The organism is Nonomuraea sp. NPDC050783 (genome assembly GCF_040802095.1).
Classification (GTDB): Bacteria; Actinomycetota; Actinomycetes; order Streptosporangiales; family Streptosporangiaceae; genus Nonomuraea.
Map to the genome: position 1 here is coordinate 242,509 of NZ_JBFAHK010000003.1, position 15,535 is coordinate 258,043.

Consider the following 15,535-nt stretch of genomic DNA (forward strand, 5'->3'; position numbering starts at 1 on the left):
GATGTGGCGGACGCGCGGCAGGCCCTCTTCCGCATCAAGCCGAGGAATTACGACATCGACGTGACCGAGCGCGAGCCCGCTCCGTCTGAGGCGCGCGCGAGCCCACAGCGCAGCGATCAGCATATGAGACCATCGGCACGGGGTCAATCCGGGGCGAGGTCAATAGGCGATGAGCTGGAGCCCTCGCTTTGCCCCGATATTACCCCTAAGTGAGGCGGGGATGGAGATCCGGTCCGGATCCCCGTCCGAGACGTAGCGCTCACCAGGGTGCTTGTTCAGCCACTCCAGCCAGTATTGGGAGCACCACTTGCGGCACTCGCCCTTCTTGCCGTTGCTCTGGATGCGCTGGATCGCTCCCCTGTCGAATTTTTTCGCGTAGGGCGAAAGCGACGGCTCGGCTCCGGCGAGGAACACGCCGGCGAAATCATAGCGGGTGCCGTCCCATGACCCGCTCCTGGCGACCTTCCTGGGGCGCGGCATCGACCCGTACGGCAGGGCGAGGGTCCGGGACGGCGGCGCGCCGAGCTTGCGCAGCAGCCGCTCGACGCGGACGATCTGCTCGCTGACCTTCCGCTTGCGCAGCGTGCGCAGGTTGGGGTGGCTCCAGGTGTGGTTGGCCACCTCGTAGCCGTGCTCGGTCAGCCAGCGCACGGCGGCCGCCTGGGCGGCCTCGTCCCGCAGCCCGAACGGCTCCCGGATGATCCAGAACGTGGCGGTCGGCCGGAACGAGGGATAGCGGGCGGCCACTTCCTGGATGATCGCCACGGCGGTGTCCGGGGCGGGGTTGCCGCTCGCGTCCAGCGCGAAGTGGCTGGAGTGCCCGTCGTCGAAGGTCAGCACGACCGGATACCTGCCGGCGGGCACCCGGATGTCGCCGGCGGCGAACTCGGCGGCCGTGATCGGCACGTAGCCGTCGCGCGCCAGCCGTTCCAGCTCCTTCCTGAGCTGGTCGGGCGTGCGGTCGATGGAGGCCACCCGCTTGCGCAGGATGCGGTGGTACATCAGGACCGGCACCAACCCGGCCTCGTTGGCCTTCACCTGCCGGGCGAACTCGGGCGTGGCCACCACTCCGGGCGGGGTGCCGGCCGGGGACGCGGCGGGCGGGGCCGGGCTGCGCACGATCCCGACGGCCGCCGCCGGCCCGGCGTGCGGGCGGCCCTCCGCCGGCGGCATGAGGCTGAGCCCGATGACCGCCACGGTGATCACAACGACGTTCGCGATGCCGATGATCCGGGTGAGGGACGCTGGTAACCGCACAGAACTCCCGGGTCGACCGAGGAAACCGACACTCCAGCCTAGTCCAGATCTGTACGGAAACCGGGGACCCGGGCGACATGCCGGACCGCCCCGGCCCCCTTCCCGCGAGGCCCCGGCCCCCTTCCCGTTCCTGCGCGGCCCCGGCCCCTCCCGCGCGTCAGTGGCCGGCGTCCTCCCAGGTGCGCCCGACGCCCACCGTGACCTCCAGCGGGACCCGCAGGTGGTAGGCGGCGTTCATCTGGTCGCGCACGAGCTGCCGCAGCGCCTCCAGCTCCCCCGGCGCCACCTCGAACACCAGCTCGTCGTGGACCTGCAGCAACATCCGGGAGGCCAGCCCCTCCTCGCGGATCGCCTGGTGGACGTGGAGCATGGCGACCTTGATGATGTCGGCGGCCGAGCCCTGGATCGGCGCGTTGAGCGCCATCCGCTCGGCCATCTCGCGCCGCTGCCGGTTGTCGCTGGTGAGGTCGGGCAGGTAGCGGCGGCGGCCCATGATCGTCTCGGTGTAGCCGTCGGAGCGCGCCTGGGCGACGATGGCCTGCAGGAAGTCGCGCACGCCGCCGAACTCCTGGAAGTATTCCTCCTTCAGCGCCCGCGCCTCGGCCACCGGGATGTTGAGCTGCCCGGACAGCCCGAAGTCGGACAACCCGTAGGCCAGCCCGTAGTTCATGGCCTTGATGCGGGCCCGCAGCTCGCCGTCGATCTGCTCGGGCGGCAGGTCGAACACCCGGGCCGCGGTGGCCTGGTGGAAGTCGTGGCCGGACTCGAAGGCGGCGATCAGCGACTCGTCGCCCGACAGGTGGGCCATGATGCGCAGCTCGATCTGGCTGTAGTCGGCCGTCAGCAGCGTCTCGTAGCCCTCGCCGACCGTGAAGCCCTGCCGGATGCGGCGGCCCTCGGCGGTGCGGATCGGGATGTTCTGGAGGTTGGGCTTCTCGGAGGACAGCCGGCCGGTGGCGGCGATGATCTGGTTGAAGGTGGTGTGGATGCGCCCGTCGTCGGCGATCTCCTTGATCAGGCCCTCGACCGTGGTGCGCAGCTTCTGCTGGTCGCGGTGGCGCAGCATGATCGTCGGCAGCTCGTGCTCGGTCTGGGTGGCGAGCCAGGCGAGCTGGTCGGCGTCGGTGCTGTAGCCGGTCTTGATCTTCTTGGTCTTGGGCAGGCTGAGGCGGCCGAACAGGATCTCCTGGAGCTGCTTGGGCGAGCCCAGGTTGAACTGCTCGCCGACGGAGCGGTGGGCCTCCTCCACCGCGTGCTTGACCGCCGCGCCGAACTCGGCCTCCAGGCCGGCGAAGTATTCCCGGTCGACCGCGATGCCCGCGCGCTCCATCTCGGCCAGCACGGTGAGCAGCGGCAGCTCGACGTCGCCGAGGAGCTGCGTGCCGCCGCGCCCCTCCAGGAAGCGCTCCAGATTCTCGGCCAGCTCGCGCACCACGTGGGCGCGCAGCGCGAGGTCCTTGGCGGGGGCGTCCTCGTCGTCGCCGAACAGCGCGGCCTGCCCGTCGGACTCCGCCTCGGCCCGCAGGTCGCGGTGGAGGTAGCGGCGGGCGAGGTCTTCCAGGGCGAAGGTGCGCTGGCCGGGCAGCGCGAGGTAGGCGGCCAGCGCGGTGTCGCAGCTCAGGCCGCGCAGGTCCATGCCCTGGGCCCACAGGGCCAGCAGGGGCCCCTTGGCGTCGTGGACGGCCTTGGGCCGGGCCTCGTCGGCCAGCCAGGCCCGCAGGGCGGCCTCGTCGGCCTCGGTGAGCTTGACGGGGTCGACGTAGGCGGCGGTGCCGTCGGGCGAGGCGACGGCGAGGCCGTCGATGCGGCCGGTGCCGCTGGCGTGGACGCACTTGAAGGCGAGCCCGGCCCGGCCCTCGGGCATGGCGGACAGCCAGCCGGCCACCCGGTCGGGGCCGAGGAGCACGGTCTCGACCTCGAAGCCCTGGTCGGGCTCCTGCTCGCCGGTGCCGAGCACCTTGAACACCCGCTCGCGCAGCTCGCCGCGGATCTGCAGGCTGTCGAAGAGCTTGTTGACCTCCTCGCGGTCCCAGGCGCCCTGCTTGAGGTCGCCGAGCTCGACCTCGACCTCGACGTCGCGCAGCAGCTCGGTGAGGCGGCGGTTCATCAGCACCTGGGCGACGTGCTCGCGCAGCCGGTCGCCGACCTTGCCCTTGACCTCGTCGACCCGGTCGACCAGCGCGGTCAGCGAGCCGAACTCGCGCACCCACTTGGCCGCGGTCTTCTCCCCCACGCTGGGGATGCTCAGGAGGTTGTCGCTGGGGTCGCCGCGCAGGGCCGCGAAGTCGGGGTATTGGGCCGGGGTCAGGCCGTATTTCTCCTCGACGGCCTCCGGGGTGAACCGGGTCATGTCGCTGATGCCGCGCCGGGTCATGAGGACGGTGACGTGCTCGCTGACGAGCTGCAGCGCGTCGCGGTCGCCGGTGACGATCAGGACGTTCATCCCCTCGGCCGCGGCGCGGGTGGCCAGCGTGGCGATGATGTCGTCGGCCTCGAAGCCCGGCTTGGACAGGCGCGGGATGCGCAGCGTGTCGAGCAGCTCGTAGATGAGCTGCATCTGGCCGCGGAAGTCCTCCGGCGTCTCGCTCCTGTTGGCCTTGTAGTCGGCGTACTCCTGGTGCCGGAACGTCGGCTCCGACCGGTCGAAGGCCACCGCCACGTGGCTCGGCTGCTCGTCGCGCAGGACGTTGGTCAGCATCGAGGTGAACCCGTAGACCGCCTCGGTGTGCTGACCGTCGGTGGTCATGAGGTTGGCGTCCTTGAGCGCGTAGAAGGCGCGGTAGGCCAGGGAGTGCCCGTCAAGCAGCAGCAGGCACGGACGGCTGGGGGTCACTTCACTCTTCGGCACGTACGCAGCCTAGTCTGCCCCTGCGACAGAAAACCTGAGCCCGGAAGAGTGGAGACGTCCCCTTGACGCAGACCAACCCGCTGGACCTCCCGGCCCTGAGCGGCATGCACGACGGCACGCTGGCCTCCAGGATGGGCATCGAGTTCGTCGAGGCCGGGCCCGGCCGCGTCGTGGGCCGGATGCCGGTCGAGGGCAACACGCAGCCGTACGGGCTGCTGCACGGCGGCGCGTCGGCGGTGCTGGCCGAGACGCTGGGCTCGGTGGCGGCGGCCATCCACGCCGGTCCCGGGCGGATCGCGCTGGGCGTCGAGATCAACGCCACGCACCACAGGTCGGCGCGGTCGGGGCACGTCACGGGCGTGGCGACGCTGCTGCACGGCGGGCGCACGCTGGCGACGTACCAGATCGAGATCACCGACGAGGAGGGGCGGCGCGTGTGCACCTCGCGCCTAACCTGCGTGCTGCGCGACCGCTGACCACCCGCCGCACGGGTCACCCGCCGCACCGGCAACCCGCCGCACTGGCAACACGCCGTCCCACCGGCCACTTCGCCCGATTCTTTGCGCATCGCCCCCACGGGTCGCTACGGTGGTCCGAACGCGAGCCCGCGGGGAGGCCCGGTAGATAACGTGTAAGGCCGGGGAAGCCCTACATGGCCCCAAAGGCCGCTCCGCGGGCTCGTCCACGCACTCCGTGATCCGTTACCTTTCCGTTTCCGGCAGCCGCCAGGCGTCTCCCCTCATTTAGCCCCTGACCTGCCGTATTGGTTCCTCACATGAGTGACACCAACGTGTCACTAATTGGTGACGAACGATACTGAAACGGGCGGCACCGCAATAAGCTCCCGCCATTGCATCCCAGTTGTGCCTGCGATGCGCGCGTGTCGAGATGGAGGGGCACAACCCCGCCTTGACCTACTTGAGGGAGCACCATTGCGCAGAGCCGTGATCGCGTTCACGGCCTTCCTGGGTGGACTTGTCTTCCTGCTCGCCGGACCCGCCCACGCGGACCCGGCGAACTGCCAGGGACTCAGGGGAACACTCAAACTCCAAGGCCAGCCAGTGAACGGCGCCAAAGTCTCAGTGACCACCGAGGGCGGACAACCCGTCAAGGAGGTCACCTCGGACGCTCAGGGCGCCTGGGACGTCCAGGTCGACAAGCCCGGTAAGTACAAGGTCACCCTGGACCCCGGCTCCCTTCCCCCGAACTCCCAGGTTCGGGGCGGCAACAACGTCCGCACGCCCACCGTCTACGAGGGCAACTGCTCCACGGTCCTGTTCGCCCTGGAGGCGAAGGGCGCCGCGAACAACCCGCAGCAGGGCGACGGCGGCAGCGGCGGTGAGAGCTCCTTCTGGACCCAGGCCGCGCAGCTCACCTTCGAGGGCTTCAACCTCGGCCTCATCATCGCCCTGGGCGCGCTGGGCCTGTCGCTCATCTACGGCACCACCGGCCTGACCAACTTCGCCCACGGCGAGCTGATCACCCTGGGCGCGGTCCTCGCCTACGCGTTCAACGTCGGGTTCGGCCTCCAGCTCATCCCGGCGGCGGTCATCGCCGTGGTGCTGGCGGGCGCCCTGGGCTACGGCCAGGACCGCCTGTTCTGGGGCCAGCTCCGCAAGCGCGGCACCGGCACGATCGCCATGATGATCATCTCGATCGGCGTCGCGATCCTGCTGCGCAACCTCATCCAGTTCTTCTTCGGCCCGCAGACCGAGACCTACACGGACTACAACACGCAGGCCGGCATCCAGCTCGGCCCGATCAGCGCCGCGCCGAAGAACCTGTGGGCCATGGCCATCGAGCTGGCCGTCCTCGTCGTCGTGGGCCTGGCCCTGATGAAGACCCGCACCGGCAAGGCCGCCCGCGCCGTGTCCGACAACCCGGCCCTGGCCGCCTCCTCCGGCATCAACGTCGACCGCGTCATCCGCATCATCTGGACCGTCGGCGCCGCCATCGCCGCGCTGGCCGGCATCATGCTCGGCCTGTCGCAGTCGCTGAAGTTCACGATGGGCCAGGACATCCTGCTGCTCATCTTCGCGGGCGTCACGCTCGGCGGGCTCGGCACGGCCTTCGGCGCGCTGGTCGGCTCGCTCGTGGTGGGCGTGTTCATCCAGGTCTCCACGCTGTGGGTGCCGCCGGAGCTGAAGTCCGTCGGCGCGCTGGTGGTGCTCATCATCGTGCTTCTCTTCCGGCCGCAGGGCATCCTCGGCCGGCGCGAGCGGATCGGGTGACGGGGGTAACAGATGGACTGGCTCACGATTTTCACCACCACCGTCCACGCCGCCATCGGCTGGGAGACCGTGGTGTACGGTCTGGCCGCGATCGGCGTCAACATCCACTTCGGCTACACCGGCCTGCTCAACTTCGGCCAGGCGGCGTTCATGGCCGTGGCCGGCTACGGCCTGGCCGTCACCGTCACCGTGCTCGACCTGCCCTTCTGGATCGGCGTCGCCGTCGGCCTGGCGGCCGCGGTGGTCCTGGCCCTGCTCATGGGCATCCCGACGCTGCAACTGCGCGCCGACTACTTGGCGATCGTCACGATCGCCGCGGCCGAGATCATCCGGCTGATCTTCCGCTCGGTGCAGTTCAAGGACGTCTTCGGCGGCTCCGACGGCCGGCGCGGCTTCAACGGCGACTTCTACGCCATGAACCCCTATCCGTCCGGCCGCTACGGCATCGGCCCGATCGTCTTCGACGAGCGCACGCTGTGGCTGCTGACGGTCGGCTGGATCGTCATGCTGCTGGCCTGCCTGCTGGTCTACCTGCTCATGAAGAGCCCGTGGGGCCGCGTGCTGAAGGCCATCCGCGAGGACGAGGACGCCGTGCGCGCGCTCGGCAAGAACGTCTTCGCCTACAAGATGCAGTCGCTGGTCCTCGGCGGCGTCGTCGGCTGCTTCGGCGGCTTCTTCTACGGCCTCTACAACGGCGCGGTGCAGCCCGACGTGTTCGGCACCGAGATGACGTTCTTCGCCTACACCATCGTCATCCTCGGCGGCGCGGCCCGCGTCTTCGGCCCGGTCGTCGGCGCGATGATCTTCTGGGTGCTGTTCGTCTTCATCGGCAACCTGCTCTCCGAGCTGGTGGCCAACGGCTACATCCCCTTCATGACCAGCATCCAGGTGGGCCCCATCCGCTACGCGCTGGTCGGCCTGGGCTTCATCCTGTTGCTGGTCGTCCGGCCGCAGGGCATCTTCGGTGACAAGAGGGAGATCGCCATCGATGCGCGATGACACGATAGACGGCACGGTGGGCGGGGCGGCGACCGCCGACCGCAAGGCCGCGGCGCTGGCGGCGTTCAAGGACATGCCGCGCGAGCCGGGCGTGCCCAAGCCGGACCCGATCCTCGTCGTGGACAACGTGGTGCGCCGCTTCGGCGGTCTCACCGCCGTCGAGGTCGAGCACGTGGAGATCCAGCGCGGCTCCATCACCGCGCTGATCGGTCCCAACGGCGCGGGCAAGACCACCTTCTTCAACCAGCTCACCGGCTTCGACACCGCCGACTCCGGCAACTGGACGTTCAACGGCCGCGCCATGAACGGCGTGCCGGCCCACAAGGTGGCCCGCGCGGGCATGGTGCGCACCTTCCAGCTCACCAAGGCGCTGTCGCGCCTGACGGTGATGGAGAACATGCGCCTCGGCGCCCAGCAGCAGAGGGGCGAGAGCTTCTGGCGGGCCCTGGTGCCCGGCTTCTGGCGCAAGCAGGAGGACGAGATCACCGAGCGGGCCGAGGAGCTGCTGGTCCGCTTCAAGCTCGACGCCAAGCGCGAGGACTTCGCCGGGTCGCTCTCCGGCGGCCAGCGCAAGCTGCTGGAGATGGCCCGCGCGCTCATGGTCGGCCCCGAGCTGGTCATGCTCGACGAGCCCATGGCGGGCGTCAACCCGGCGCTCACCCAGTCGCTGCTCGGCCACGTCAAGGACCTGCGCGAGCAGGGCATGACGGTGCTGTTCGTCGAGCACGACATGGACATGGTGCGCGACATCAGCGACTGGGTGATCGTCATGGCGCAGGGCGCGGTCATCGCCGAGGGCCCGCCGTCCACGATCATGTCGGACGAGCGGGTGATCGACGCGTACCTGGGCGCGCACCACGACGCCCCCCTGTCGGACACCGAGCTGCAGGCCCAGCTCCACGAGGCCGAGGCGGAGCTGGAGTCCGAGATTGAGGAGGAGACGCAGAAGTGAACGCCGTCCCTGAGCCGGCCACGCCGGAGCAACCGGCCGCGCCGAAGGACGCGGCCGCGGCCGCGTCGCGGTCGGCGGTCACCGGCCGCGACGCGCACCTGGGTGGCGCCGAGGGCGCCCTCCTGCGCTGCGACGAGCTGATCGCCGGCTACCTGCCGGGCGTCAACATCCTCAACGGCGCCGACCTGTACGTGCAGGAGGGCGAGCTGATCGGGATCATCGGCCCGAACGGCGCCGGCAAGTCCACGCTGCTCAAGGCGATGTTCGGGCTGGTCAACATCCGCAGCGGCACGGTGCTGCTCAAGGGTGAGGACATCACGAACATGAAGGCGCACGCGCTGGTCTCGCGCGGCGTGGGTTACGTCCCGCAGACCAACAACGTCTTCCCCAGCCTCACCATCGAGGAGAACCTGGAGATGGGCGCCTTCCAGGTGCCGGGGAAGTTCAAGGAGCGCTTCGAGTTCGTGGCCGAGCTGTTCCCCGCGCTGAAGGAGCGGCGCAAGCAGCGCGCCGGCTCGCTGTCGGGCGGTGAGCGGCAGATGGTGGCGATGGCCAGGGCCCTGATGACCGAGCCGTCGGTGCTGCTGCTCGACGAGCCGTCCGCGGGCCTGTCGCCCAAGCTGCAGGACCTGGTCTTCATCCAGGCCCAGCAGATCAACAAGGCCGGCGTCACCGTCGTCATGGTGGAGCAGAACGCCCGCCGCTGCCTGCAGATCTGCCACCGCGGCTACGTCCTCGACCAGGGCCGCAACGCCTACACCGGCACCGGCAGGGAGCTGGCCAACGATCCGAAGGTGATCGAGCTGTACCTCGGCACCCTCGCCAAGGCGTAAACTCCCCGCGATCGCGACGGCGGAGGGGCTCCCGCGGAGCCCCTCCGCCGTTCTTTAATGAGCGTTGTGAAACGCTCAGTGACAGTCGCGCTCATGCTGCCCGTGCTGCTCATGGGCTGCCAGGACGACGCCTCCTCCGCGCCGCGCTACAGCACCGGCGGCGATCCCACCGACAGCCCCTGCGCCCGCGTGGTGTCGGCCATCGGCTACGCCGGCCTGATGCTGGAGCCGAAGGGCCAGGAGGAGCGGCAGTACTTCGAGGACGCCGTGATCGGCCGCCTGGCCGAGGCCCGCGGGATCGTCCTGCAGTTCGGCGACCGGCTGCCCGCCTCGCTCCAGGGCGCGGTGGCGACGGTCAAGGCCACGACCGCGGGGCTGGCCAGGAACGACGTGCCGCGCGAGCGGCAGGTGGCGCTGCTCAAGCAGTACCGGGCGGCGGCCGACCGGATCGTGGCGGGCTGCTCCTGACGACGGAGAGGGGCCCGGCCGTGGCGGCCGGGCCCCTCCCGCGGGCGCTGGTGATCAGCCGGCGATGTTGCCGGTGCGGTACTCCAGGGCCTTGGTGGCGTACTTGTTGTCGTCGCCGTACTGGTAGATGCCGATCGTGGCGACGGCCGGGTCACCGGCGTCGTTGAACTCGACGGGGCCGCTGACGCCGTCGTAGTCGATGTCCGTGCCCGCCTTCAGCAGGTCGGCGCACTCCTTGAAGCTCTTGCACTTCGTGCCGCCCTTGCTGACCTCGGCCAGCTTGGCGGCGATGTCGGTGCCGGCGTCGCTCTTGGCGGCCTCGGCGGCCAGCGCGATCAGGTTCGCCGCGTCGTAGGACTCGGGGGCGTAGCTGAAGTCCTCCAGGTCCTTGTTGACCCCGAGCAGCTTCTTCTGGAACTCCTCGGGGGCCGCCGCGCCGGGGATGGTGCCCTTGACGCCCTTCAGGGTGCCCTTGGGCATCTTGATGTAGTTGGTGTTGGAGGTGTTGCCGTCCACCATGTACCACTTGTGCTCGCTGGCCGGCAGACCCTGCTTGACCAGCTCCTGGATGACCTTGGAGGTCTCCTCGAAGCCGATCAGGACGATGCCCTTGGGGTTCTTGGCCTTGATCTTGGCCACGTCGGCCGAGAAGTCGGCGGCCTTGGGGTCGTAGTCCACGCGCTCGACCACTTCGGCGCCGCCGTCGGTGACGGTCTTCTGGACCTGGTCGGCCAGGCCGGTGCCGTAGGAGTCCTGCATGGCCAGGATGCCGACCGTGTCGTTGCCGTCGGCGACGATCAGGTCACCGAGCACGCGGCCCTGGAGCTTGTCCGGGGGCGAGGTGCGGAAGTACAGGCCCTTGTCGTTGATCGTGGTGAACTTGTCGGAGGTGTTGGCGGGCGAGAACTGGATGGCCCCGGCACCCGTGATCTTGTCGATCACCGACTCCGACACCGACGACGAGGCGGCGCCGATGATCGCGTCCGCCTTCTGCGCCAGCAGCTTGTCCACCGACTGCGAGGCGATGTTCGTGGTGGTGTCGCCCGAGTCGGTGTCGATCTTGGCGACCGGCTTGCCCAGCACGCCCCCGGCCTCGTTGATCTCCTTGACGGCCAGCTCGACCCCCGCGAACTCCGGCGGACCGAGGAAGGCGAGCGAACCGGTCTGGGGCAGCAGCGTGCCGAGGGTGAGGGTGCCGTCGCCCTTGGCGGCGGGCGCGGCCGACGACGCCGGAGCAGCCGAGGACGGTGAGGTCTCCGAGGCGGTGTTGCCGCCGCCACCGCCGCAGGCTGTCAGGGCCAGGCTGGTGGCAGCCACGACAGCCAGCGCCCGCCCCACGGGAGCAATGCGGATCATGAAGTGTCTCCTTCATTTCCAGGCCGGGACCGGTCAGCAGGCCGAGCGTTCCCGATCGAATGCAGGAAACGTACAAAATTGCTGCATCCTCGAACCAGATGCCTTGAGCAACTGTCGGCACTTGGATGCGGAGTCGTAATCAGTCCTCAACTTACGAACCTGGTCAAGCAGGCTTAATGTGCGGCAGGTGAAGCGCATGACGCCGTTCCTCGCCGCCGTGTTCTTTAGCGCCGGTGGCGGGACCGGGGGCCGCCCCGCGGACCCGCCCTCCACGGACCCGCCTCCCGGGGTGTCGGTGTCGCTGGCCCAGTGGCGCTCCGACGAGCCGGCGCACCGGTTGCAGGCCGCGGTGCGCAACACCACCGCCACCCCTGTCCGCTTCACCGACGTGCAGCTCGTCACGGCGTCGTTCAGGACGCTCGCGCCGCGGCCGGCCGACACCACGCTCGGGCGCACCGAGCGCACCGACCTGCCCCTCCCGTACGGGCCGGCCAACTGCTCGCCCGGCGGCCTGCCGCAGGTGCAGCCGGCGACGGTCGTGGCGCACGTCGCCACCGGCGGCGGGCCGCCGCGCAAGGTCGTCTTCCGGGTGCCGCACCCGGACCCGCTGCTGGCCAGGCTGCTGCGCGACGAGTGCTCGGAGTTCCTGATCAAGCAGGCGGCGGAGATCGCGTTCGGCCCGGAGTGGACGGAGTCGGGCGGGGCCATGCGCGGCAGCGTCGTGGTCACCCGGCGCGGCCCCGGCACGGTGACGCTGACCAGCATGGACGGCACCACCCATTACATCGTCACGCCGGAGCACCAGCCGCTGGGGACGCTGGAGCCGGGCGCGCAGCGGCTGGAGGCGCGGGTGGCGCTCACCCCCGGCCGCTGCGACCCGCACGCGTTCGCCGAGGCCAAGAAGGCCTTCCTGTTCCCCGTGCGGGCGCGCATCGACGGGGGCGAGGAACGCGTGGTCATCGTGGTGCCGCCCGGGCCGTTGCAGGAACGCCTCACGCGCTGGGCGCAGCGGGTCTGCGGCCTGGGCGGCTAGGCCGGCGTCAGCCGGCGATGTTGCCGGTGCGGTACTCCAGGGCCTTGCCGGGGTACTTGTTGTCGTCGCCGTACTGGTAGACGCCGATGGTGGCCACGGCCGGGTCACCGTTGTCGTCGAACTCGACCGGACCGCTGATGCCGTCGTAGTCGATGTCCGTGCCGGACTTCAGCAGGTCGGCGCACTCCTTGAAGCTCTTGCACTTCGTGCCGCCCTTGCTGACCTCGGCCAGCTTGGCGGCGATGGAGGCGCCGCTGTCGTCCTTGGCGGCCTCGGCGGCCAGCGCGATGAGGTTCGCCGCGTCGTAGGACTCGGCGGCGTAGGTGAAGTCCTCCAGGTCCTTGTTGACCTCCAGGAGCTTCTTGCGGAAGTCGTCGGGGGCCGCCGCGCCGGGGATGGTGCCCTTGACGCCCTTCAGGGTGCCCTTGGGCATCTTCAGGTAGTTGGTGTTCGACATGTTGCCGTCCACCATGTACCACTTCACCTTGTCGGCCGTCAGGCCCTGCTTGACGAGCTCCTGGATGACCTTGGCGCCCTCCTCGAAGCCGATCAGGACGATCGCCTTCGGGTTCTTGGCCTTGATCTTGGCGACGTCGGCGGAGAACTCGGCGGCCTTCGGGTCGTAGTCCACCCGCTCGACGACGGTGGCGCCGCCCTCCTCGGCCGTCTTGGCGATCTGGTCGGCCAGGCCCGAGCCGTAGGAGTCCTGCATGGCCAGGATGCCCACGGTGTCGTTGCCGTCGGCGACGACCAGGTCACCGAGCACGCGGCCCTGCAGCTTGTCCGGGGGCGCGGTACGGAAGTACAGGCCCTTGTCGTTGATCGTGGTGAACTTGTCGGAGGTGTTGGCGGGCGAGAACTGCACCACCCCGGCCCCGGTCACCTTGTCGATGATCGACTCGGAGACCGAGGACGAGGCCGCGCCGATGATCGCGTCCGCCTTCTGGCCCAGCAGCTTGTCCACCGACTGCGAGGCGATGTTCGTGGTGGTGTCGCCGGAGTCGGTGTGGATGGCCGTCACCGGCTTGCCCAGCACGCCCCCGGCCTCGTTGATCTCCTTGACGGCCTGGTCCACGCCGGCGAACTCGGGCGGGCCCAGGAAGGCCAGCGAGCCGGTCTGCGGCAGGACCGTGCCGATCGTCAGCGTGCCGTCGCCCTTGGCGGCGGCCGGAGCGGACGAGGCCGGCGCGGCCGCCGATGCGGAGGACGTCGACGCGGACTGCTGCGCGGTCGTGTCGCCGCCACCACCACAGGCCGTCAGGGCCAGGCTCGCCGCGGCCGCGACGGCCAGGGCGCGGCCTGCTGGAGCTATGCGGATCATTAAAAGAGACTCCCCTGTCCTCAACGGCGGGACGATCTCCGCCGCTGCGTATTCCGAGCTCAGCATGCCGGTATTGACAGGGTCTGCGCACTTTTAACGGCATTTTTATACGAATTTGTGATGTCTGAAACCTTCGCGTAACGAGAATCGTGGCGAATCAGCCGGCGATGCGGCCCGTACGGTACTCGACGGCTTTCGCGGCGTTGAAGGTATTGTCCGCCCGGTACTGGTAGACGCCGATCGTGGCCACCGACGGGTCACCCGCGCCGTCGAAGTCCACCGGGCCGCTGACGCCGTCGTAATCGATGTCCTTGCCGGCCTTGAGCAGGTCGGCGCACTGCTTGAAGGTCGTGCACTTCTCGCCGCCCTTGCTGAGCTCGACCAGCTTGCCGGCGATCGACCTGCCGTCGTCGTCCCCGGCCGCCTGGGCGGCCAGCGCGACCAGGGTCGTGGCGTCGTACGACTCCGCCGCGTAGGTGAACTCCTGCAGGTTCGGCCGGACCTTCAGCAGCCGCTTCTGGAACTCCTCCGGCGCCGCCGCCCCCGGCAGCGTGCCCTTGACGCCCTCCATCGCGCCCTTGGGCATCCGCAGGTAGTTGGTGTTCGACATGTTGCCGTCCACCATGTACCACTTCACCTTGTCGGTGGTCAGGCCCTGCTTGACGAGCTCGCGCACCACCTTCCCCGTTTCCTGGAAGCCGATGAGCACGATCGCCTTGGGGTTCTTGGCCTTGATCCTGGCCACGTCGGCGGAGAACTCGGGCGCCTTGGGGTCGTAGTCCACCCGCTCGACGACGGTGGCGCCGCCCTCCTGGGCCGTCTTGGTGACCTGGTCGGCCAGGCCGGTGCCGTAGGAGTCCTGCATGGCCAGGATGCCGACCGTGTCGTTGCCGTCGGCCACCACCAGGTCGCCCAGGACCCGGCCCTGGAGCTTGTCGGGGGGCGCGGTGCGGAAGTACAGGCCCTTGTCGTCGATGGTGGTGAACTTGTCGGAGGTGTTGGCGGGCGAGAACTGCACCACCCCGGCCCCGACGATCTTGTCGAGGATGGACTCCGAGACCGAGGACGAGGCCGCGCCGATCACCACGTCCACCTTCTGCGCCAGCAGTTTGTCCACCGACTGCGAGGCGATGTTCGTGGTGGTGTCGCCCGAGTCGGTGTCGATCTTGGTGACCTGCTTGCCGAGCACGCCCCCGGCCTCGCCGATCTCCTTGAGCGCCAGGTCCACGCCCGCGTACATGGGCGGCCCCAGGTACGCCAGCGAGCCCGTCTGCGGCAGCACGGTGCCGATGGACAACGTGCCGTCACCCCGGGCCGCCGCCGGGGGCGCAGAGGAGGCGGCGGTGGTGGTGCCGCCGGACGAGCACGCGGCCAGCACCAGACAGGCCGCGGTGGCGGCCAGGACGGGCACGGGTGCGCGGGAAATGCGGATCATCGCGGGCTTCTCCGTTCGCTGATGAGCGGATCTTCGGTCCGCCCATCAGTTACGCGCCGGGACGCCGCCGGAGAAAGCCGCCGAGTCCGGTTGGATGCCCACTCGTGACCGGGCCACGACCCACCGGGCCAGATCGGCTGATATAGGGCGCTTTTAGGACTGCTTGGCCGCGTCGTCGATAACGATCTGGGCAACCTCGCGCATGCTCAGCCGCCGGTCCATCGACGCCTTCTGGATCCACCGGAACGCCTGGGGCTCCGTCCAGCCGTGCTGCGCCATGAGCTGGCCCTTGGCCCGCTCGACCAGCTTCCTGGTCTCCAGGCGCTCGGACAGGCTGGAGACCTCGGCCGCCAGCGCCACCATCTCCTCGTGCCTGCTGACCGCCATCTCGATGGCCGGCACCAGGTCGGCCTTGGTGAACGGCTTGACCAGGTAGGCCATCGCCCCCGCGTCCCGCGCCCGCTCCACCAGGTCGCGCTGGGAGAAGGCGGTCAGGATCAGGCACGGCGCGATGCGCTCGGACACGATCCGCTCGGCCGCCGAGATGCCGTCGAGCACGGGCATCTTGACGTCGAGGATCACCAGGTCGGGCTTCATCTCGGCGGCCAGCCGGATCGCCTGCTCGCCGTCGGCGGCCTCTCCCACGACGACGTAACCGTCCTCCTGGAGCATCTCCTTGAGGTCGAGGCGGATCAGGGCCTCGTCTTCCGCGATCACTACTCGCCGCTGCGTACTCACGAGCAGAAGAGTACAGACGTCCGGTAGATTAGATCCACGCCGGATCGGCATGGTCCTGGTCGGC

13 protein-coding genes are annotated in these 15,535 nt (G+C 69.5%); 7 read left to right on the forward strand and 6 right to left on the reverse strand.

Annotated elements, in window-relative coordinates; translation table 11 throughout:
* Nucleotides 1-159: 159 nt before the first annotated feature.
* A complete protein-coding gene (locus AB0H75_RS09270) occupies nucleotides 160-1,257 on the reverse strand; it encodes a polysaccharide deacetylase family protein (RefSeq protein WP_367793030.1) in 1,098 nt (365 codons plus the stop codon).
* Between the two features lie 157 nt (nucleotides 1,258-1,414).
* Nucleotides 1,415-4,105: a DNA polymerase I gene (gene polA / locus AB0H75_RS09275; protein WP_367793033.1), complete on the reverse strand. Its 2,691-nt coding sequence runs from the start codon at nucleotides 4,103-4,105 to the stop codon at nucleotides 1,415-1,417.
* Nucleotides 4,106-4,209: 104 nt separating this feature from the next.
* Here polA and AB0H75_RS09280 point away from each other — a divergent pair, with 104 nt between their 5' ends.
* From AB0H75_RS09280 to AB0H75_RS09305, 6 genes are all read left to right on the forward strand, one after another.
* The gene (locus AB0H75_RS09280) at nucleotides 4,210-4,581 is read left to right on the forward strand and encodes a PaaI family thioesterase (RefSeq protein ID WP_367794195.1); all 372 of its coding nucleotides are present in this window, start codon (nucleotides 4,210-4,212) and stop codon (nucleotides 4,579-4,581) included.
* Between the two features lie 606 nt (nucleotides 4,582-5,187).
* On the forward strand, nucleotides 5,188-6,336 hold the full coding sequence (locus tag AB0H75_RS09285) for a branched-chain amino acid ABC transporter permease (protein WP_367793036.1): 1,149 nt from the start codon (nucleotides 5,188-5,190) through the stop codon (nucleotides 6,334-6,336).
* Nucleotides 6,337-6,348: 12 nt separating this feature from the next.
* Nucleotides 6,349-7,335, forward strand: coding sequence for a branched-chain amino acid ABC transporter permease (locus AB0H75_RS09290; protein ID WP_367793039.1), 987 nt, complete (start codon nucleotides 6,349-6,351; stop codon nucleotides 7,333-7,335).
* Between the two features lie 73 nt (nucleotides 7,336-7,408).
* Nucleotides 7,409-8,287: an ABC transporter ATP-binding protein gene (locus AB0H75_RS09295; protein WP_367794197.1), complete on the forward strand. Its 879-nt coding sequence runs from the start codon at nucleotides 7,409-7,411 to the stop codon at nucleotides 8,285-8,287.
* A gap of 98 nt (nucleotides 8,288-8,385) precedes the next feature.
* Entirely contained in the window at nucleotides 8,386-9,120 is a 735-nt protein-coding gene (locus AB0H75_RS09300; RefSeq protein ID WP_367794199.1) for an ABC transporter ATP-binding protein, read from the forward strand.
* A gap of 93 nt (nucleotides 9,121-9,213) precedes the next feature.
* Nucleotides 9,214-9,588: a hypothetical protein gene (locus tag AB0H75_RS09305; protein ID WP_367793042.1), complete on the forward strand. Its 375-nt coding sequence runs from the start codon at nucleotides 9,214-9,216 to the stop codon at nucleotides 9,586-9,588.
* 54 nt (nucleotides 9,589-9,642) lie between these two features.
* Here AB0H75_RS09305 and AB0H75_RS09310 read toward each other — a convergent pair whose 3' ends face one another.
* The gene (locus tag AB0H75_RS09310) at nucleotides 9,643-10,944 is read right to left on the reverse strand and encodes an ABC transporter substrate-binding protein (protein WP_367793045.1); all 1,302 of its coding nucleotides are present in this window, start codon (nucleotides 10,942-10,944) and stop codon (nucleotides 9,643-9,645) included.
* 187 nt (nucleotides 10,945-11,131) lie between these two features.
* Here AB0H75_RS09310 and AB0H75_RS09315 point away from each other — a divergent pair, with 187 nt between their 5' ends.
* On the forward strand, nucleotides 11,132-11,977 hold the full coding sequence (locus AB0H75_RS09315) for a hypothetical protein (protein ID WP_367793048.1): 846 nt from the start codon (nucleotides 11,132-11,134) through the stop codon (nucleotides 11,975-11,977).
* 7 nt (nucleotides 11,978-11,984) lie between these two features.
* Here the strand turns inward: AB0H75_RS09315 and AB0H75_RS09320 are convergent, their stop codons facing one another.
* The 3 genes from AB0H75_RS09320 to AB0H75_RS09330 form a co-directional block, all read right to left on the reverse strand.
* The gene (locus AB0H75_RS09320) at nucleotides 11,985-13,298 is read right to left on the reverse strand and encodes an ABC transporter substrate-binding protein (protein ID WP_367793051.1); all 1,314 of its coding nucleotides are present in this window, start codon (nucleotides 13,296-13,298) and stop codon (nucleotides 11,985-11,987) included.
* 157 nt (nucleotides 13,299-13,455) lie between these two features.
* The gene (locus AB0H75_RS09325) at nucleotides 13,456-14,733 is read right to left on the reverse strand and encodes an ABC transporter substrate-binding protein (RefSeq protein WP_367793054.1); all 1,278 of its coding nucleotides are present in this window, start codon (nucleotides 14,731-14,733) and stop codon (nucleotides 13,456-13,458) included.
* Between the two features lie 153 nt (nucleotides 14,734-14,886).
* A complete protein-coding gene (locus tag AB0H75_RS09330; RefSeq protein ID WP_367793056.1) occupies nucleotides 14,887-15,522 on the reverse strand; it encodes an ANTAR domain-containing response regulator in 636 nt (211 codons plus the stop codon).
* Nucleotides 15,523-15,535 lie beyond the last annotated feature (13 nt).